We start from the raw sequence: 20,707 nt of genomic DNA, 5'->3' as shown, positions 1-20,707 counted from the left end.
TACGCACCCCAGCGCGAGCAAGCTCGCTCGCCACAGGTAAATCGCGTTGTCCCAACCGAAATGAGAAAGCCCTGACCTTGCGACCAGGGCTTTTTCTTTACTGCGCTAGCCGCTTACGACGCCGTGCGCACCGCAGCTTGCGGGACACCGGTCGGTTGTAGCTTGAACACATAAAACAGCACCGTCAGCAGCACCAGGAATGCAGGTCCCACGTACAGTGCGACGCGGGTGTCCGGGAAGTAGGCCATCAGACCAACCACCATCACCAGGAACGCCAGCGCCAGGTAGGAACTCACCGGGTACAGCCACATGCGGTACTTGAGAGCGGCACGTTCAGCCGGGCTCAGGCCTTTGCGGAACTTGAGCTGCGCCAGCAGGATCATCACCCAGGTCCAGATCGCACCGAAGGTCGCGATGGCGGTGACCCAGACAAAGACTTTTTCCGGCACCAGGTAGTTGAGCAACACGCCCAGCAGCAGCGCGCCGATCGACAGCAACAAGGCGCGACGCGGCACACCGTTCGAGGTTTTGGCGAAACCGGCCGGGGCCTGGCCGTTCTGCGCCAGGCTGTAGAGCATACGTCCGGTGCTGAAGATGCCGCCGTTGCAGGACGACAGCGCGGCAGTAATCACCACGAAGTTGATGATGCCGGCAGCGGTCTTGATGCCCAGGCGCTCGAAGGTCATCACAAACGGACTGCCCTGAGTGCCGATTTCGTTCCACGGGTAGATCGACAGAATCACGAACAGCGCGCCGACGTAGAACAGCAAGATGCGCCAGAACACCGAGCCGATGGCATTCGGAATAGTCTTCTGCGGGTTCTTCGCTTCACCGGCCGTCAGGCCGATCATCTCGACACCCAGGTAGGCGAACATCACCATTTGCAGGGACATCAATACGCCCTGCACGCCATTGGGCATGAAGCCGCCATGGCTCCACAGGTTGGAAATCCCCAGCGCAACGCCATCGTTGCCGAAACCGAAGGCGATCACACCGACACCGCCGACCACCATTGCAATAATGGTGACGATCTTGATCAGGGCGAACCAGAACTCGAACTCACCGAAGGCCTTGACCGCGATCAGGTTGATCGAGCCCATGCTCACCAACGCCGCCAGTGCCCAGATCCAGCGCGGCACCTCGGGGAACCAGATGCCCATGTACACCGCCACCGCGGTAATTTCCGCGACGCAGGTCACCAGCCACAGGAACCAGTAGTTCCAGCCCGTGAGGAAGCCCGCCAACGGGCCGAGATAATCTTGTGCGTAACGACTGAACGAGCCGGCGACCGGGTTGTGCACCGCCATTTCGCCAAGGGCGCGCATGATCACCAGGATCGCCAGACCACCGATGATGTAAGACAGCATGATTGCCGGGCCGGCCATTTCGATGGCCTTGGCTGAACCGAGGAACAGACCGACACCGATACAGGCGCCGAGCGCCATCAAGCGAATATGCCGTTCGCCGAGTTCGCGTTTGAGCGGGCCGCCCTGAGCGGTCTCGCCGTGGGGCAGGTGATTGCCAACGGTCATAGGGTACAAACCTCATCTTGTTATTGGATATAGCCACCGAGTGTCGAGGTACAGACCCATAAGCCTGAACCTCCTGAAACCGGATCCACTTCATGGGTAGATACGTCTTGTAGGACAAAACCTGCAAGATCAGCGGGGCGTGCAGTATAAAAAGCTCAACGTAGGGCTTTTCACTATATAAACGACAAGATTCAGCCAGAACTCTCGGCAAAAGCGGTCCTTGCGGAGGGGCATTACCTGGGATTCAGCCTTGAACTCGCCAGCGAAGCGGCACCGAGTATTGCACAGCAATGGTGCGGCGTCATGCCCCTACCTAGGCCGTATTTACCGGCTTGATGGCTCTAGCCCAATACTCTCAGACAACCACCAGCCCCCGTGGCGAGGGAGCTTGCTCCCGCTCGGGGGCGAAGCCCCCGCAGAACAGATAAACGCAATTCACCTGACAAACCGCGCTCGCAGGTTTGGGACTGCTTCGCACTCCAGCGGGAGCAAGCTCCCTCGCCACATTGAGGTCTTCAGTGTTTTCGGACTTTTCACTCAGCAGTGGCAGCTTCGACTCCATGGCTGGGCAGCTAAGGTCAATTGATACCCCAGACCTAAGGACGCAATGGAATGCATCCCCGCCCAAACTCTCATTGTCTACGCCGTGGCAGGTACTCTGAACCCGGACGGGCCTATATGGTCACGACCGTCGTTCACCAGCGGTGCCCGCTCTTCGCCGACTGGCGTATAGGCCGATTGCTGGTAACAGAAATGAAACGGGCTCATGAAAGAAATCAAATCGACTCTCTGGCCTGGGTCGTCATGCCTGATCATTTCCACTGGTTGCTTGAACTGAAGCAAGGCACCCTGTCTCAGGTCATGCAATCAATCAAATCTCGTAGCACACTCACTATCAATAGAGCGGTCAATGGCTCAGGAGCCTTCTGGCAAAGCGGTTACCACGACAGGGCAATACGCGACGGTGAAGACCTGCGCCCATTCGCCCGATACATCGTCGCCAACCCATTGCGGGCCGGGTTGGTGGAAAACATCGGAGACTATCCGCTCTGGGATGCAAGCTGGCTCTGACCACATCATTAGAGCGGTTCCTGCTTTTGTGGCGAGGGAGCTTGCTCCCGCTCGGGGGCGAAGCCGCCGCAGAACAGATAAACGCAATTCACCTGACAAACCGCGCTTGCAGGTTTGGGACTGCTTCGCACTCCAGCGGGAGCAAGCTCCCTCGCCACATTGACGTTCGGGGGTACCTGCTCCCTCGCCACGGTCAGTGATGGGTTCGTGTTTTTTTGCATTCACAAATTTTTCACCAGTTCCAACCAGCGACTAAGCTTCAGACAAGTCCGATCAATCTACGTAAATGGATCAATCGACTATGGGCGCTTTGTGGCAATCCGATTCGAGTGAAGCTGTTGTGCCAACTGACAACGTGGAAGAAGCGCCTTCACCGAAAAAACCTCGCCGTCGTCGTTATGGCTGGCGGCTGTTCTGGTTGCTGTTATTGATTATTCTGGTTGCGCTCGGTTGGGCAGCCTCCAAGGAAATGCGTACCTCGAAACTGCAGGCGCGCGAATTCAGCCAGTTTGCTGCATCGCTGAGTTACTCGATGCAACCGGGGCCCAGCGATTCGATTTTCTATCCGGGTGCCGGGCCTTTCGACAAACGCCTGGGCTACAGTTCTCTGGGTGAGTTTTTGCCGCGCTTGCTCAAGCGTGGCTACATGATCTCTGCGCAAACCCGTTTCTCACCGAAACTGTTCAACTACAGCGAAAAGGGCTTCTTCGTGCCCTACGCGGAAAAAATCCAGGCCGGTTTATCCATTACCGACTGCCGCGCCTTGCCGTTGTATCAGTACAACTATCCGCAGCAGCTGTATTCGAGCTTTGCCGCTATCCCGCCGCTGGTGGTGCACAGCCTGCTATTCATCGAGAACCGCGACCTGCTCGACCCCAAACAACCCCTGGCCAACCCCGCTGTGGACTGGCCGCGTTTTGGCAAGGCGGCCTGGTCGCAAATCGCCAAACTGCTGCACCTGCCCGGTCAGACTGCCGGTGGCAGCACCCTGGCCACTCAGCTGGAAAAATACCGCCACTCACCCGATGGCCTCACGGTGTCCGGCAGCGAGAAAATCCGCCAGATGATTTCCGCCAGCGTGCGTGCTTATCAGGATGGCCCGCAAACCCTCACGGCTCGTCAAAATATCGTGCGCGATTACCTCAACAGCGTGCCGCTGTCGGCGGTGCCTGGTCATGGTGAAGTGCATGGCATGGCCGAAGGGTTGCGCGTGTGGTACGGCGCCGATTTCAATCAGGTCAATAAAGCCCTGACAAGTGTTGCCAGTGACCCGCTGAGTCTGTCTCAACGCGGTCTGGCCCTGCGTCAGGTACTGTCACTGATGATCGCCCAGCGTCGGCCTTCACACTACTTGGCCAATGGCCGTGACGAACTGGCAGAACTCACCGACAGCCACATCCGCCTGCTCGCACAAAACGGCGTGATCGACGACCCGCTGGCCGCTGCCGCACTGGCCAGCAAGGTGACCTACCGCGACTGGCAACAACAACCGACCATTCAACCGATCGAATCCAACAAGGGCATCAGTGTGGCGCGCAGTCGGCTGGCCGCCCTGCTCAATCGGCCTTTGTATGACCTCGATCGCCTTGACCTGTCGGCCACCAGCACCTTGCAGTACGACCTGCAAACCAAGGCCACCGCGTACCTCAAGCATTTGGCCGACCCGACCTACGCGGCGCAACTGGGCCTGCTTGGCGAACACTTGCTGACCCCCACCAGCACGACCCAGGTGCGTTACAGCTTCACCCTGTTCGAGCGGACCCCCGATGGCTCGCGGGTGCGCGTGCAGACCGACAGCACCGATCAGCCCTTCGACATCAACGAAGGCAGCAAACTGGAACTGGGCTCCACCGCCAAACTGCGGGTGTTGACCTCCTACCTGCAAATCATCTCCGAACTGCACGACCGTTATGGCGACCAGTCACCGGCCGAGCTGAAAAAAACCGCGGTCCCCGAGCAGGACGTGATTAGCCGCTGGGCCGTCGATTACCTGATCCAGAACACCGACCGCAGCCTGCCGAAAATGCTCGATGCGGCGCTCAACCGTACGTACTCGGCCAACCCCGGCGAGTCATTTTTCACCGGTGGCGGCCTGCACACCTTTCACAACTTCCGCAAGGAAGACAACGGTCGCAGCCCGACCCTGCGCGATGCCCTGCGCGAATCGATCAACCTGCCGTTCATTCGCCTGATGCGCGACCTGGTGCGCTACAGCACTTACTCGGGGCCCAACAGCAGCGGCCAGTTGCTCAGTGACGATGACAACCCACGGCGCCAGGAGTATCTGGCGCAATTCGCCGACCACGAAGGCACCGCGTTTTTACTGCGCTTCTGGAAGAAGTACCAGAAAAAAGACACCCAGGCTCGCCTCGAGACCTTCCTCGACAGCATGCACCCGACGGCGATTCGTCTGGCCGCGGTGCACCGTTACCTGCTGCCCGAAGCCAGTCAGGAAAGCTTCAACAGCTTTGTCCGCGCACACCTGAAAACGGCCAAAAATACCGATAAGAATATCGACAGAACCGCCGGCAAGATCAACGAAAAGCTCACTGACGAGCGCCTGGAAAAACTCTATAAAACCTACGGACCAGGCGCCTTTGACCTGCCCGATCAAGGCTTCATCGCCAAAGTCCACCCACTGGATCTGTGGCTGATGGGCTACTTGCTGAACCACCCCGACGCCAAGTTCAGCCAGATCGTCAAAGCCAGTGAATTCGAGCGTCAGGAAGTCTACAGCTGGCTGTTCAAGAGCCGGCACAAGAGCGCTCGCGACAGCCGCATCCGGACCATGCTGGAGATCGAAGCCTTCCTCGACATTCACCAGCGTTGGCAGAAAGTCGGCTACCCGTTCGACCACCTGGTGCCGTCACTGGCCACCGCCATCGGCAGCTCCGGCGATCGGCCAGCGGCTCTGGCAGAGCTGATCGGGACGATCCTCAACGATGGCGTGCGGATGCCGACCTTGCGCATCGACAGCCTGCATTTCGCCGCCGGCACGCCGTATGAAACAACGGTGATCAATGACCCGGACAAAGGCAAACGCGTGATGCCGTCCGAAGTGGCGACGGCGATGCGCGAAGCGTTGTCGCAAGTGGTCGACGCCGGTACCGCGAAACGGGTCGCCGGTACGTTCAAACTGCCAAACGGCACCCCGCTGGCCATGGGCGGCAAGACCGGCACCGGTGACAACCGCATTGAAGCCTTCGGCTCCGGCGGACGGGTGCTGAGCTCGAAATCGATCAACCGCACCGCCACGTTCGTGTTCTACATTGGCGAGCATCACTTCGGCACCCTGACCGCCTTCGTGCCAGGCGCCTCGGCCGAAGCCTTCAAATTCACCTCGGCATTACCGGTGCAGGTACTTAAAGGGATGGCACCGATTCTCACACCGTATTTGCAACCGGGGAGCAACACGCTGTGTCTGCCTGTCAACGTAGCGCAGCGCTGATGAAGAAGAACATTAAAGGAAGGTAGTAATTAGTTGTTTTCGGCATTGTAAATTTCAATGCCTTATCCGCGCGAACACCTGTTTAACAGTTGAAATTCAGGCTATTACTTTGAGCCTCGGGCGTTAGGCTGATACTCCCGATAAAGACTCAAGGTTTATTAAAAGCATGTCTGACTTACAAGGAAGTATCTCTGCTCGCCAGGCACTGGAGGCAAGCGATAATAAAGGCCGCCATTACGACTTCATCAAGAGCCGGATCCACCCCGCTTTCAAGAACACTTCATTGCAAAGGGTTCGGGAGCTTAGCCTCACAAAAACACGGGCTGCGCAATGGATAACCACAGCCACAGACTTCGATCACACGCTGTTACAAGAGGCCAACCTTAAACTCTGGTCCGCTCAAAACAAGGTGGACCGGTTTATTGATAAGTTACAAGATGTTTATGAGTTCGCAGAACCCATACTCACCCATGCACTGATAAAACAGTTCGGCGTCAATGCCAATGTCAGAACCACTTACTTGCACCTCTATCTACCCAAGGAACGCCCTTGGTATGTCATCAACACGTCCGGCGGCGTTGTCACCCGAACCGTCTCGCTGCTGGACGCCGCCTTACACAACTTCGCGCGTACTGAAACCTGTGAGCCAGACTCCGACTTCATCAGCCAGCCCGATGCTCGCGGGCACTTCGACATCCTGGCGATCAAACGCACAATGTCCATCACCCAGTTCCAGGCCCTGTGCCGCGAACTGGACATCGGCGCGCGCTATACCCAATACCTCGAAGAACAGTTGCTGCCCAGTGACGGCCTCGCACAGGGCTTTTTGAAACTCAACATTGTCGAGAGCGAGAAAGCCGCCTTTAAAGCGGCTGCGCAACAGGCGGTGATGACCGGCGACATCGACGCCGATGCCCGCGACCTGATCCTGATGATGCTCGATGGCCAACGCAACCTCACCCGCAAAGGCCGGGTGATGCAGTTCGCTGAACTGTCCATCCTGGACAAGCTCCTGACCGGAGTCGTGTTGATTACACCGCGCCCGGAACAAAAAATCCGCGACGTTACGCCGGTGATCGCTTATGTCCCACAGGACCCTGAGCATCCACTGAAAGAGTACCCGTCAACCGTCGCGTTCATGAATGAACTGACTCGCCAGCTGCGCGACAACGACGTCATATCGTCCACAGGAATGACTTACCAGCAGTACTTCAGCCGGTTCGTCGATCAGCAACAGCGCGGGCATTTTTTCGGCGGGTTGCAACAACGCCTGTTCGAGGTGAAATGGCATCAGAAAGAACCGCTGGACCAGAGTCCTGGCTGGCAGGAAGTCCCGGTCACCAAGCCCAATCTGCAATTCAGCGCCGCACCGATCACCGGCGAATTCTGGGAGTACCTTTACCAGCAAAAACTCAACAAGATCCTCAATGACGCCCGACACATTGCCGTGTCCACCGCCGACACCGATCGCAACGCCCGTTGGGCCTGGTGGGACAATTTCAAAAAAATAGTCTCGGACCTCTTCAACGTCGCGCTGATGATCGCCACCCCCTTCGTCCCGGGCCTGGGCGAATTGATGATGGCCTACAGCGCTTACCAGATTGCCAGCGACGTCATCGAGTTTGTCGTGGACCTGACCGAAGGCCTGTGGATCGAAGCCGCCGAGCATATCGTAGGCGTGGTGACCGACGTCGTTCAGCTGGCGGCCTTTGCGGCGGGCGCGCAGATTGGCCAGTTCGCTCGCTTGAAGCTCTCGCCGTTGATCGAAGGCATGAAACCGGTGGAACTGCCCAACGGCCAGCCCCGCCTGTGGCACCCCGATCTCAAACCTTACGAACTGCCCGATTACACGTTACCGGCCAACTCCAGGCCTGACGCGTTGGGTATTCACTCCCACGAAGGCCAGGACATTCTGCCGCTGGATGAAAAACATTATGCCGTGCAGCAAGACCCGAAAACGGGTAGCTATCGCGTCAAGCATCCACACCGTTCCAACACCTATTCACCGCAGTTGAAACACAACGGTCTCGGTGCCTGGACTCACGAAGGCGAAAATCCACGCGCGTGGGCAAGCCCGACACTGATGCGTCGTCTCGGCCACTCCGTGGACGCTTTCAGCGACGCAGAGCTGGAGCAAGTTCGCATCGCCAGTGGTACCGACGACGGTGCCTTGCGTCGGATGTACGTCGACAATACGGCCCCGCCACCGTTACTGGACGACAGCCTCAAACGCTTGAACATCCAGCGCCAGACCCGACAAACCATTCAGCGGATTCGAACAGGCCGGTCTCTGGACCCGTCCTCCTACTGGTTTGAACCGCTGGCGACTTACCTGGACGGCTGGCCTTCGGATAAAGCCCTGAGGGTCTATGAAAACGCCGACATGTCGGGGCGGTTCCGCCAGTACGGCAATGCCGACGCGACCGACGAGCAAACCCTTTCAACCAGTCTGTCCCACCTCCTCAGCGAGCGGTTTGCGCCAAGCCTTGTCGAGTTCCTCAGCGAAGAAGAGCTGCAAGCGGTGCTCGGTCGACCAACCGCCAACAACGAACAGGTGCAAGCGCTGCGAAATCGTCTGGCGGACGAAGCAAACCGCCTGAACGCCGATATCGTCAATCAGCTGTATCAGGGGGCAGAAGCGTCCGACGATCCGCAGGTCCGGCTCATTCGCCAGGCATTTCCAGAGCTGCCGTCCCGAGCGGCGCAGACGCTGTTGAACAGTAGCGAGGGTGCAGACCTCGTGCGCATGACTCAGGAGCAACGCCTACCGTTGCGCCTCAAGATCCGCGCGCGTGAAGCGGCCTTCGAAGCACGGACCAACCATGCGTACGAAGGCTTTCACGACGGGGTGCAGTGGGTGCCGGAAACCGAAAGTCTGGTACTGAACGCGCTCAGGATTCATACCGACACGTTCGCGCAATTGCGCATCGAGGTTCGCGAAGGCGGCGATGCCGGACCACTGCGTGGCAGTGTGGGTGCGCAGGACGCGTCGACGGTCCGGATACTGGTCAAGGATGACATGAACCGATTCGAAGTCTGGGACGCTGAAAACCACAAACTGCATGAAGCCGCTGATTTTTTCGAAGCCGTGCTCAAGGCCTTGCCGAAAAACCAACAAACGCAATTGGGTTATCGGCCTGGCCAGGGTGCATTTTTCAAGCAATGGGTGATGGTCAAGACCGAGACGCCTGCCGAACGCCGCACAGCGCTCGCCGCACCGCCGATCCGTCCGTTGGCTGACCATGAAGACATGCTGCTGTTGCGCGGTCCCGGCTTTTCCACCACCGCTGCCACGCTCGACGAACGGGTGCAGGACATCTACCCCCACTTCAACGACAGGGAGGTCAATACCTTTGTTCGATCCCTGGGCTCGCAAGAGCAAGGGCATCGGACACTGACACGACTGGACCGCGAACTGGATGATCTTCGCGTGCTGCTCCATCGCTGGCGATACCGGCAACCCGAGACGTGGGGGCCGGATCGACAAGGGTTCGTGCGAGGCGGCGGGCTACACATTTTCGAACGGCTCGTCGATTGTTTTAAAAGAAAACCCACCGTCTTCGGCGAACGCAGTATCACCGCCGACGGCGGCTATGCGCTGGATCTGTCAACAGCGTTCGATGTTCTTGATCTCGAACGCTGGTGGAAAGAGCTGCCGGATATCAAGCACTACCTCGATCAGGTCAGCACCTTGAACCTGGACCGCACGACCTTTTCCGAAACCGCCTCCGGCCTGTTGAGCGACTTTCCTCACCTTCGGCAGCTGAGTGCCAGGAGCTGCGGGTTGACGCAGTTGCCTGCAAACATTGGCAAGATGCATTACCTGCGTACTTTGCGGCTGATGAACAACGACATCACGTTGACACCCTTGGCTGTCGAACATCTGAAAAACCTGACCCATATGGAAACGCTCAGGCTCGATGACAACCCGCAATTGACGAGGTTACCGAACGTTGAACGCATGCCCAAGCTTAGCATCCTGAGTTTGAGCAACACGGGCGCAACCACGTGGCCCGACGGCCTTTTCGCGCCCGTCGGCAAGCGTCGACCGCGAGGTTTTTTTCTGGATCTGCAGGAGAACCCGATCAGTAAAATCCCGACCGTCGTACCCGGCTCGGAGGATGCATTCATCGTGGCGCGAACCCGTTTGTACGAAAGGAATCTTTCAGAGGTAAATCTGGTCATTTTCAAAGACTATCGGCGCTCGGTCGGCATCTCTCCCAAGCAGCTCTATACCGAAGCCGCTACCGATGCGATGGCCCAATGGCCAATGAACGACGACTCTCAATGGTGGAGTGCCGAAGTCTCCGGGCTGGGCACCTTCCGGCAAGAAGCCTGGCACGACTTGATGACCGAACCTGATTCTGAAGGTTTTTTCTTGCTGATCCAGAAGCAGACCCTCTCGGCCGATTACCGGGCCGGCGGTGAATGGCGCAAACAGCTCAGCAGCCGGGTATGGCGAATGGTCGAGGCCATCGACCTGGACAGCGAGTTGCGCAAGGAACTGTTCGAGATGGCGACAGCGCCTACCACCTGCGCAGATGCCGGGGCCCAGGTGTTCAACCATATGGGCATCAAGGTGCTCGCGTCTGAAGCCTATGCCTTGTCGACGTCAGGCGCGATCCTTGAAAGCCGACTGGTCAACCTGGCCAAAGGCGCCGCTCGCCTGGTGCGGGTAGATGACATCGCGCGCGAAGAGTTTCGCCGACGCAACGAAACCCCAGAGAACATAGAGGAGGCTAACCCGGATGAAGTCCAGGTGTTTTTGGCGTTTGAAACCGGGCTGGCCCAACGCCTGGAGTTGCCTTGGCAATCGATAACCCTGCTGTACCACGAAAGGGCGGCAGTCAAACAAGCCAAGCTCGATACCGCCTATGACACCGTGACGTCGATGGAGAGTGGCGATGGACTGATCAATGAAATGATCGAGCAACCCTTCTGGGAGAAATACCTGCGCAACACCTACCCGATCGAATTCAGGCGCAATGCCCGACTGTACGAAAACAAGACCGGCCTGCTGGATGAGTTGCGCGAAGCTCAACACGCCTGGGCCCGTTCCAAAGGCATGCAGATTGCTCAACGACGGGCACTCAAACAACGCGTCCAGGACCTCGCCAGGCAATTTAACGTCGACGACAGCGCTGTGCTCACCGATGAGGACATGACGGATGTGGCCTATGGCAGGTTGTTGAACGACATCGGCTACGAGGAGAAGCAACTGAGCAGGCAGTTGACGCGCGAGGCGTTGCGCAAGGCCGTGTAGAGGTAACCCGCCCTGAAGGCTCGCAGACCCGCTTTCAGGGCTTTACAGGCAAACCGGTTCGCGCCTCGCGGTTATCCCACTTCGGAGTCCCAAATCACCGTGATACTCCCGAAATAGTTGGCCGCTACCCCGGGTTTCAACATGTAGTCCACGTAAGAGCGTGCAATTTCGAAGTGCAAAACACCTGGAGCCCGATCCACATAAAACCCGGGGTTGAATGCTTGCGCATTCACCTGGCCCACGTGCAACGGACGACGTTTGACCGGTTGCCCACTGACGTCCGTCAAGCCGTTGGGCAGGCTGACACTGAGCTGCACCGTGGCTGCGCGTTGTGAAACCGGGTCACGGATCATGCAATCGAACAGCCCCGTAATCTGGCACTCCACGAGCATCTTGAAGCGACTCGACGCCGAAATATTGAACGTCTGATCACGAAACAGCCGCGTTGGCTTGCGCCCCTGAGTCAGCCAGGCCTGCCAGCCGCCCTGTGGCACCAGCTCAACGCGATTGCCGCCCGGTGGAATCTCGACCTTGAGCGTATGTTCGACCCTCAGGGTGAAGTTAAGGGTTATCAAATCATCATCGGGCAACAACATATCGCCCATGTCGAAGTCTTTATAAGGCCCGACGGTATAGTTCAATACACCCCGGTAAGTGCCGGCCGACATTTTTAGCGGATCGGGGGTAATAAGTTCATAGGAGAAACTGACATCCTGATAGGCAAACTGGAGTGATTCAGGAATCAGCTGCTGTGCTTGTTTCGAGCAAACGCCTGCATTAGCCGGCACTCGCCAAAAAAAAGCGTAGTACAAGGCATGACCATAACCCACTCCGCCATAGATACAGGGTGATGGGGCATTTACCCAGCTACTTTGCCAGACACCACCCGGCAGAGGATCCTTGATCGTATAGGCCGCGCCTATACCGTTGATGCGCATTTTAACCGTCTCGGGTTCACCGGTACTGTCATTGATGACCGTCACCTCCTTCCAGGAGGAGGGAACCCGGAACATGGGCCCCTGGCGTTCGCCATGCAACGGCTGAATGGCCGCGACAGACCTGAAACGAATCGGCAAGGCGATGCTGAAGACCCCGTTTTCGCAATAGGCCGGATGATCCTTGCAATAACCGCCTTGTGGTGTGGTGTTTTCGAAAGCATTTTGCATCGGTTTTGCCGGATCAGGCCGGAACATTGCGCTCATTTCCACGGTCACCGCTACCACCGGTGTAGTGAGTACTGCCAACAACACACCGGCAACCCTCGATGCATTCGCAGGCTTCAATGCCCTTATTACCTTCATGGCTCACAAACTCCCTGCAAAAACTGTTAAAGGACTGCACTCAAAGACATAAGTATCGGCACTTCTTTTTGTTCTAACGCTTGTGGCCGTGTGGCGGGATCGTCTCGTGCAATGGGCGATCTCGTCCGGCCTCAGGCACCCGCCAACACCGCATTGAAAATCATGTTGACGCTGCCAAAATATTTGCCGGGCTGGTACACCCCATCGGCGGGTGGCATCGGCACTATTTCGAGCAATACGCGTTTGCCAAGAGCGGCGTCAGTCAAAGAAACCACTTCGCTGCTCTCCTGCTCGCTCAACAACTTTCCGTTAAACGACACGCGTAAATTAATGTCATGCGCATCGGTGCCGTTCGACAGATACGGCCGGCCTTCAAGCCGCGCGTTGATCGAGCCCGCTTCGTTCTTCACGTCGAAATACTTGCGCAAACTGCCCAGCTTCGAGGCCGACAGGTTCCAAGGCAGTTGTTGCTCCTGATGAATCCAGCCTGAATCAGCGGGAATGACATAAAACCCCAGGGAAGGAACAGAGACCGACACATCAAACTGATGAACCTCCCGAGCGGCGAAGGCCGAAGCACTGGCCAGCACGAAAGCGGCGGACGAAAAAACCAGGAACGGTTTCTTGAACATGGCGTTATCCCTTCACGTCGAGTTTTTTGCTGTTCTCGCCTTCAACCAGAGTGAAGTGGTATTCGCGACCGGCCTGTTTCTCGAACTGAAAGCTCCGGCCCGCAAGAATGTGATGCTTGGTGGTCGGCTGGCAGTCCTGCTCGTTTTTCACCGCGCAGTCCTTGAACTCATCGATCACCACCACGCTGTTGCCGTTGTTGCGAATCCGGTAGTTGCGCGCGTCGTTCTCGATCGCGCTGTCGAAGCGGGTTTCCTTGGGGCGCACGAAAAATACCGTGCCGTACCCGGCCAGCACATTGACCCCGGCGGACAGGCCTTTCTTGTAATCTTCACGCTCTTCGCTGGAGACGGCGAACTCGTCTTCCTTCTCCGGAACCACCGGTACGAAACGCACCCGGAAATACCGCTCTTTCTCACGCTCGCCCATATACAACAGGCGCGTGCCCTGCATGCCATTGGCCGGCACGATCAATCGGGCCGGGCTGGCCATCAAACCATCACGCGCGGTGGCGTCGGCCTGGGTTTTGAGCGGCTCTTCCCGTGCGCTGCCATCGGCGTCATAAATAATTTCGAGAATATTGACCTTGACGAACGCGGTGCTGTCACCTCCGTTGAACACGCGTTTCAAGTAAGTACTTTTGTCCCCGTCCAGATAGTCATACACCGTCCCGACATTGATGCTCGGGCCGGCATGAGCCGTCTGGGTCAATAAGCAAAAACCAAATAATGCCACCAGGTGTTTCATCGTCCTGTCCCTCGTTGAATGAATGCTGCAATGGCGCGACGCACTAAACCTCTGAATCCCAGATAACCGTCACACTTCCCGAGTACTGCCGTTGTGATCCGGGACGAATCATCTCTGCCACTTCGCTTGAAGGAATCTCGAAATGCAGGGTTCCCGGTTTACGGTCGACATAAACGCCCGGCTGGAACATTTTGGTAGTACTGCCATCACGCAGTAACTGCTGACGACTGACAGACTGTCCGCCCGCATCAGTCAAGCCAGGGGGAAGACTGACGCTGACGTTCAGCGGTACGGCATGACCGGTCACCGGCTCGCGCAATGAACAGGTCTTGCCGTCCTGGGTGTATTCACACTCCAGATTCATCTTGAAGCGCGAACTGGCCGAGATATTGAAAGTCTGGTCGCGGAACAGACGCGTGGGTTTGCGGCCCTGTTGCAACCAGGCTTGCCAGCCACCTTGCGGCACCAGTTCAATCCGGTTGCCGCCCGGCGGAATTTCGACTTTGAGGGTGTGTTCGACTGTCAGAGTGAAGTCGAGCTGAATAATGTTGTCCGAGGGCGCGACGACATCGCCCAGATCGAAGTCGCCGCCAGGGCCGATCGAATAAACCTGCGTGCCCTGGTAGACGCCCGTGGACATCTTCAGCGGATCCGGCGTGCGCAGTTCGTAAGTAAAGTCCAGAGACTCGTAACCAAACCCGGGAATGAGGAACTTAGCCTGCTTGCCACACACCGTTTCTTCAGGCGTCAGCCAGAAGAATTGGAAACCGGTGGGACCGTAATAGGTTGTGGTGCCTATGGCCACGCATGGCCCCGGCGCTGTTCGCCAGTCGCTTCCCCACAATGCCGTATGCGCCCCGACATACTCCGGCTCCCCTGTCAGCTCCATCGCGGAATCGCTGAGCCTGTAAACGCCGCCCATCCCGGCAATGCGCACCTCGACCGTGGCGAGTTCACCGGTCTCGCGGTTCAACACCGTCAACGCTCGCCAGGCGGCTGGCGTCTTGATCATCGCGCCTTTACGCACGTCCTCTTGGTTGGGTTGGATCGCGCCTTGGACTCCAACATTCACGTGAGAACGCAAACTGAATATGCCGTAACTTTTGCAGATGGCGGGGTAAGACCAGCAAAATCCGACATTGCGCGTGGTGTTCTTGAACTCGTTTTTCTGCGGGTTGCTCGGGTCAGGGTTGAAAGTGGCTGTAATCGGAAGCACGACTGCGACGGCCTGGAGGCTTGACACAACCAGGCAGGCCCCTATGAAAAGAGCCACTACCGAACGCCATGGGAAAACAGTCGAAACATTCATCGAGTTATGGACTCCAGAGATTGCGCAATACACATCAACCGGCGCTCTGCACGGCATCACCCACATCCGCCAACGTGTCTGGCGTGCAGCGCAAATCCCCGATCATCAACACATTGTTTTCAGTTCGCCCCTGGCTCGGGTCCAGCCGGAACTGACACAGCAACTGGTTGCCGTGGCGCACTTCCAGCGTCGGTGAGCCGGCGTTCATTTCCATCGAGAAGAACCCGTCCACCTCGCTCACCCCGCGACTGGCGTGATTGATGATGTGATGGCCCTTGAGTGGATTGCCCTGGGGGTCGATCAGGCGACCGAGCACGGTGAGGGTTTGCATCACGCGAATCTGCCGATAGCCCACGCCGCCCTTGTTCAGGTGATAGCTGGAACGGGCCGGTTGAATGGTCGCGGCGGGGACGTCGGTGCCCTCGAAATCGAAACTGACCGAGCTGCTTTTGTAAGCCGTGATCGGCACAAAATTGCGCCCGGGTTTGAGCACCGCACTGCCACCGCTCAAATCGTCGGCGCGCAGGGTAATGCCGTCGATGTCCGATTCGACATCGATGATCATGCCCGCACCACTGCGGTGGTATTGGCTGGTCATGACCATTTTTTGTCCGCCGACGGCCACGGTGCTGTCCAGGTTCAAACCGCCGGTGAGGTCGTTGTTGAACGACGAGCGCTGGATAAACCCGTCACCGTTGGCCAGGTCCGATTGCATCGACGCCATCGCGTTCAAACCGATGCCGTAGGTGTCGGTGATTGCCGTGGCCGAGACGCTCTGCAGCAGGTGATCCTGCAGGTCTTTGCGGTAGGTGAGCGAGGCATTGTTATCGCGCCCGCCATCACGATCGGTGCGGGTGCCGATGCTGCCGGACCACTGCTCTCCCGGGCCGCCCAGCGCGATGTTCACACTCAGGTCGAGGCCGCGATTGCGGTCATTGCCCGAGCTGAAACTGCCCGGACGGTCGAACAACGACAGGCGCCAGTTGGCATCGCTGCCGAACAGTTGAGTGCGTTGGGTCCATCCCAGATCCAGGCCGACGCCTTTGGTGTTGCCCTCGCTGTGGGACACCCGGGCATTGACCGAACTTTTACGGCTGAGTCGATGATTCAACGATAAGGAAGAGTTGCTGGTCTGACCGATAAAGACGTTGCGCTGCCGCACGCGCGTGCCGTCCGGCAGGGTGTCATACAGCCGAGTGGTGTCGAGCCAGCTGCGGTTATGGCTGGCGACGAGGCTGCCGCTGCCATAGGAATACAGTCCCTGCACATCGAGGCCGGTGCCGTAGTCTTCGGTTCTGTAGACGTTGGCGAAAAGGCTGGCGTTGTTGACGATCGTCCAGTCAACCGACGTGCCGTATTGCAGCGAGTCGCGGACCTGCCGCCCTGTCAGGCCGAGGATCACACGCGGGTGCCACAGGAAGTTGAATGCGGCACCGGCGGTCATGTCGCCAGCGGCCTGCTGTTCCCAGTTGCTGAGCAATTTGGATTCGCGACCGGCGAACAGGTTGTAGCGCCAGCGCTCGTCATGATTGCGCCAATTGCTCGGCTTGTAGACCAGCTCCAGGGTGCTGGAGGTGATTTGGCCGTCTTCGATCAGGCGCACTTCCACTTCATAAATCCCGCCGGGCAGCGGACGCGTATCGAGGGTCTGCAACCCTGCCGGGACTGCCTGAGTGTTGATCAGCAATCCGTCGCGGTAAATTTCCACAGAGCCCAATCGATTGGCCGTGACATAGATCGGATAAACCGCCGGTTTCGGATTATTGATGGCCAGGCTGTCGGAGCTGCCATACATGACGCCCAACGCGGTATCGGGGCTCGCGCCAAACGTACGCGGCTGACGGGTCAGGCCTTCGGAGGTGGGCGTGAAATAGCCCAGGCGCAAAAAGTTGCCCTGCAATTCACGCTGGGTGAAAAGCTCATGCACGGCGTGATAGGTCTGATTGTCGACACCGCCCAGGCGCGACAGCTGCATATTGACCGCTTGGGTCCAGTTGCCCAGGCTGCTGCTGGCTTCCAGACCGTAACGACCCCCGAGGTCCTGGTTCTGGCCACCATTGAGGTTCAACTGGTTGCGCACGATCAAGCCAGTGCTGCCGCCTTCGGGCAGGTTGTAATACTGCTGCACCTGATCGTCCCGTTCGGCATTCTCCGTGAGAATCGACACCAGCGAGTTTTCGAGGCTGTAGTGCACGGCCAATAGTTGTTCGGGGCAGTTGGCCTGGCAGGCGCCCAGCGTCACGCCTTGTTTCAGATGGTTGGCCCAGATGTCGCGCTCGCTGGGCTGGATTGTGCTGTCGCCGACATCATTGAAGTCAACTAAGGTGATTCGATCGTCGCGGGTCAACACGACCATCGCTTCACCGAGAAATTGTTGATCAAGTTCCACGCGCACCGCCAGCGGCACATCAAAGAAGTGCTCTTCGAACTCGCTCGGTAAACCCTTGGCTTGCGCAAGCAAACTTCGGGGCGTGTGGCCGTTGTCCGCTGGCGCGGCCAGGGCGGTTGCACAAAAACATAGGGCAAGCGCCGTCGCGATGGGAGTCATCGGGAACATGAACGAAATACTCTGAAGATAAATGCGTTGAAACCCGATCGACAGGCAGTGGCTACCCATCGACCGGTAAGTGCTAACGAATAAGGCTGAGCCTTAAGTCATGGCTGACTTAGATGCGCGGTACGGCATCGAAGATCACGACTGGATTGGCCGTGTAAAAACCTACCTGATTGTTCCCCGGCAGGGCGGCGGTAATCACCAGATCAGCCCGCATACCCCCGTTGGATGCAGCATCGCTGACCACTTCTTTAGGCATACCGGTCAAGGTTACGCCGTTGAAGGCGTAGGTCAGCTGGATGGCGGTGTGGCCGTTGTTCAGGTGTTGCGGACCACCTTCCACATAAGCATGGACCGAACCGAGGGTGTTGCGGATATCGTAAGCCGCACGCAGCGGGGCCAAGCTCTCGGTTATCACGTTCCAGGCCATTTTTTCATCTTTACCGAAGTCAGGATTCACCGGTTGAGCGTAGAAATCATAGGTGGGGATATTCGCGCTGATGTTGATGGACGAGCGTATTTCTTCCGCAGCGAACGCCATTGAAGAGCTCAGGGCCAGGAGGGTCATCGGAACGGCAACTGCAAACTTCTTGAACATTATTAAGTACCTGTCTATTTCAAAGGATTGGGCCGAGAAAAGTCTTGAGATGCGAATACCACTCAATACAACGATGGCGAATTCTCTTAACTTTCGACACCGGAGAATGATCGTCAAATCCGTTGAGAAAGTAAGTACGCAACTTCCTAAGAACAGGTAGTAACAACGACTTTCGAGCCGCAGGAGAAAAGTCAAAAAAGAACTAACAGCACTTCTTTACCCTCAGAGAAATACTACACACAGCTCAAACTAAAAAAGCACACAGATAAGAACCAACCCAACTTCTGTAAGACCGGTACTACTTAACTCCCGGCACTCGGTTAATGATCAGCAGATTAACTTTATAATTAGTTCAATTACTCTAAAAAAGCAATCAACTCATCATTCATTGCCCGTGGTCTTTAAGCGCCGCCCAAGGCCGACAGGATGGCGACCGTTGGTCCAGAACGCTTGCGCAAGCCATAAGATATATCTTAAGTTGTATCTAAACACGACGAGAGAAGACGAAAAAATGAGAGACCATCATTCCCATCGAGACCACAGCGACAGCCGTGACGGCTTCGAAAAACGCCCTGGCCCCGGCCGCGAACGCGGTGGGCGCGGCCCGCGGGTATTCGCCCCCGGCGATCTGAAACTGCTGTTGCTGGCGCTGATCGCCGAGCAGCCGTGCCATGGTTATGACCTGATCCGCCAGATCGAAAGCATGTTCGACGGCGCCTACAGCCCCAGCCCCGGCGTGATCTACCCGACCCTGACCTTTCTTGAAGAAAGCGAAATGATCCTCGGCGATGCCGAAGCTGGAAAAAAACGCTACAGCATCACCGACGCCGGACGTCTGTCATTAAGCGAGCAGGCCATTGCCCTGGACGGCGTGCGCATGCGCATCGAGGTCAGCAAGCGTTCGTTGCGCGGGCAAGACCGCCCGGCCGAGATCCACGAAGCGGTGCACAACCTGCGGCATGCCTTGCAAATGCATCACGGCCGCTGGAGCCCGGAAGAAATCCTGCGGGTGCGCGATCTGCTCAACAACACCGCCAAAGCCATCGTCGATGGCCCTGTCGTTCAATCTGTTCAGGAGAAGGACGAATGACTGAAGTCATTGTGCAAACCATTCACCGTGTCAGCCACGAACTCAAACGCCGTCGCCTGGAAGTGCTGCGGGTGGTCGACCTGACCCCGCGCATGCGTCGGATCACCCTCGGCGGAGCGGAACTGGCCGGCTTCGTCAGCCTCGGAACCGACGACCACGTAAAGCTGTTTTTCCCGCAAACCGCTGCGGAACACGCCGCTCTGGAAACTTTGGTGCTGGGCGCCGGCAAGGACAATGGGCCACTGCCGGCGATGCGTGACTACACGCCCCGCCGTTACGACCTGGACACGCTGGAGCTGGACATCGACTTCGTATTGCACGGCGATGGCCCTGCCGCGACCTGGGCAGCGCAGGCCACACCCGGCCAGTTCCTGCACATCGGCGGGCCACGGGGCTCGATGGTCGTGCCGGACGTGTTCGACAGTTACCTGTTGATCGGCGACGAGACCGCCCTGCCCGCCATCGCCCGCCGCCTCGAAGGCCTGACGGCCAACCGGCGCGCGCTGGTGGTGGTGGAAATCGAAAACGGTGCCGAACAGCAAGTCCTTGAAAGCCAGGCAGAGGTCAAGGTGATCTGGGTCTTGCGCGAAGCCGGTCAGAACCACCTGCTGAGCACCGTGCAACAACTGCCAATGCCGAGCGGCGAGTTGTATGCGTGGATCGCGACAGAGTCCAAAGCCTCACGCCAGATCCGCCGCGTGCTGCTGGACGAGAAGGGCTTGAGTCAGGACCAGGTGAAAGCCGTCGGCTACTGGAAGCTGGACGACAGCGACGAAGAGTAAGCGACAAACACCTGTGGCGAGGGAGCTTGCTCCCGCTGGGTCGCGAAGCGACCCCAAAGCCATTCAATCGGGTTGTATCAGGCAGACCACATTACCCGGTTTACGACGGCTTCGCCGCCGAGCGGGAGCAAGCTCCCTCGCCACAATCGATGTTCACTTTGGATCTATGCCCACTCGGCCTGCCGCCGTCCCGCGCCACCGATCCAGCGCAATCAGCACAAACCCCAGCAATAAACCACTGCCAATGCCGAGTGGCGAGTTGTATGCGTGGATCGCGACAGAGTGCATGCTGCTGGACGAGAAGGGCTTGAGTCAGGACCAGGTAAAAGCCGTCGGCTACTGGAAACTCGACGACAGCGACGAGGAGTAAGCGACAAACACC

The 20,707-nt window shown here is 57.8% G+C and carries 12 protein-coding genes and 1 pseudogene; 6 read left to right on the top strand and 7 right to left on the bottom strand.

Annotated elements, in window-relative coordinates; all coding sequences use genetic code 11:
- Positions 1-113 precede the first annotated feature (113 nt).
- Entirely contained in the window at positions 114-1,532 is a 1,419-nt protein-coding gene (locus AO353_RS16120; RefSeq protein ID WP_054595847.1) for an amino acid permease, read from the bottom strand.
- 612 nt (positions 1,533-2,144) lie between these two features.
- Between AO353_RS16120 and AO353_RS16115 the strand changes: the two genes are divergently transcribed.
- From AO353_RS16115 to AO353_RS16105, 3 genes are all read left to right on the top strand, one after another.
- Positions 2,145-2,603 carry an REP-associated tyrosine transposase gene (locus AO353_RS16115; protein ID WP_054595846.1) on the top strand — a complete coding sequence of 153 codons (459 nt, stop codon included), beginning with the start codon at positions 2,145-2,147 and terminating at the stop codon, positions 2,601-2,603.
- A gap of 301 nt (positions 2,604-2,904) precedes the next feature.
- The gene (locus AO353_RS16110) at positions 2,905-6,051 is read left to right on the top strand and encodes a transglycosylase domain-containing protein (RefSeq protein WP_054595845.1); all 3,147 of its coding nucleotides are present in this window, start codon (positions 2,905-2,907) and stop codon (positions 6,049-6,051) included.
- A gap of 166 nt (positions 6,052-6,217) precedes the next feature.
- Entirely contained in the window at positions 6,218-11,314 is a 5,097-nt protein-coding gene (locus tag AO353_RS16105; RefSeq protein WP_054595844.1) for an NEL-type E3 ubiquitin ligase domain-containing protein, read from the top strand.
- 71 nt (positions 11,315-11,385) lie between these two features.
- Here the strand turns inward: AO353_RS16105 and AO353_RS16100 are convergent, their stop codons facing one another.
- The 6 genes from AO353_RS16100 to AO353_RS16075 form a co-directional block, all read right to left on the bottom strand.
- Positions 11,386-12,615, bottom strand: coding sequence for a hypothetical protein (locus AO353_RS16100; RefSeq protein WP_054595843.1), 1,230 nt, complete (start codon positions 12,613-12,615; stop codon positions 11,386-11,388).
- A gap of 131 nt (positions 12,616-12,746) precedes the next feature.
- Complete coding sequence (locus AO353_RS16095) at positions 12,747-13,247, bottom strand: CS1 type fimbrial major subunit (RefSeq protein ID WP_054595842.1); 501 nt, start codon at positions 13,245-13,247, stop codon at positions 12,747-12,749.
- Between the two features lie 4 nt (positions 13,248-13,251).
- Entirely contained in the window at positions 13,252-13,992 is a 741-nt protein-coding gene (locus AO353_RS16090) for a hypothetical protein (RefSeq protein WP_054595841.1), read from the bottom strand.
- A gap of 43 nt (positions 13,993-14,035) precedes the next feature.
- Positions 14,036-15,301: a hypothetical protein gene (locus AO353_RS16085; RefSeq protein ID WP_054595840.1), complete on the bottom strand. Its 1,266-nt coding sequence runs from the start codon at positions 15,299-15,301 to the stop codon at positions 14,036-14,038.
- A gap of 34 nt (positions 15,302-15,335) precedes the next feature.
- Entirely contained in the window at positions 15,336-17,858 is a 2,523-nt protein-coding gene (locus tag AO353_RS16080) for a CS1-pili formation C-terminal domain-containing protein (RefSeq protein ID WP_054598250.1), read from the bottom strand.
- A gap of 109 nt (positions 17,859-17,967) precedes the next feature.
- Entirely contained in the window at positions 17,968-18,453 is a 486-nt protein-coding gene (locus AO353_RS16075; protein WP_054595839.1) for a CS1 type fimbrial major subunit, read from the bottom strand.
- Between the two features lie 511 nt (positions 18,454-18,964).
- Here AO353_RS16075 and AO353_RS16070 point away from each other — a divergent pair.
- The 3 genes and pseudogenes from AO353_RS16070 to AO353_RS30730 all read left to right on the top strand — a co-directional run.
- A complete protein-coding gene (locus AO353_RS16070; RefSeq protein ID WP_054595838.1) occupies positions 18,965-19,543 on the top strand; it encodes a PadR family transcriptional regulator in 579 nt (192 codons plus the stop codon).
- The gene (locus tag AO353_RS16065) at positions 19,540-20,325 is read left to right on the top strand and encodes a siderophore-interacting protein (RefSeq protein WP_054595837.1); all 786 of its coding nucleotides are present in this window, start codon (positions 19,540-19,542) and stop codon (positions 20,323-20,325) included. Before AO353_RS16070 ends, AO353_RS16065 begins: the two co-directional genes overlap by 4 nt.
- 238 nt (positions 20,326-20,563) lie before the next feature.
- Positions 20,564-20,695 (top strand): annotated as a pseudogene (locus tag AO353_RS30730) (siderophore-interacting protein); the annotation flags it as partial.
- Positions 20,696-20,707: the final 12 nt, after the last annotated feature.

The sequence above is a fragment of the Pseudomonas fluorescens genome (assembly GCF_001307155.1).
Classification (GTDB): domain Bacteria; phylum Pseudomonadota; class Gammaproteobacteria; order Pseudomonadales; family Pseudomonadaceae; genus Aquipseudomonas; species Aquipseudomonas helvetica.
The sequence above is the reverse complement of the archived record's forward strand: the minus strand, read 5'-3'. Positions and strand labels throughout refer to the sequence as shown.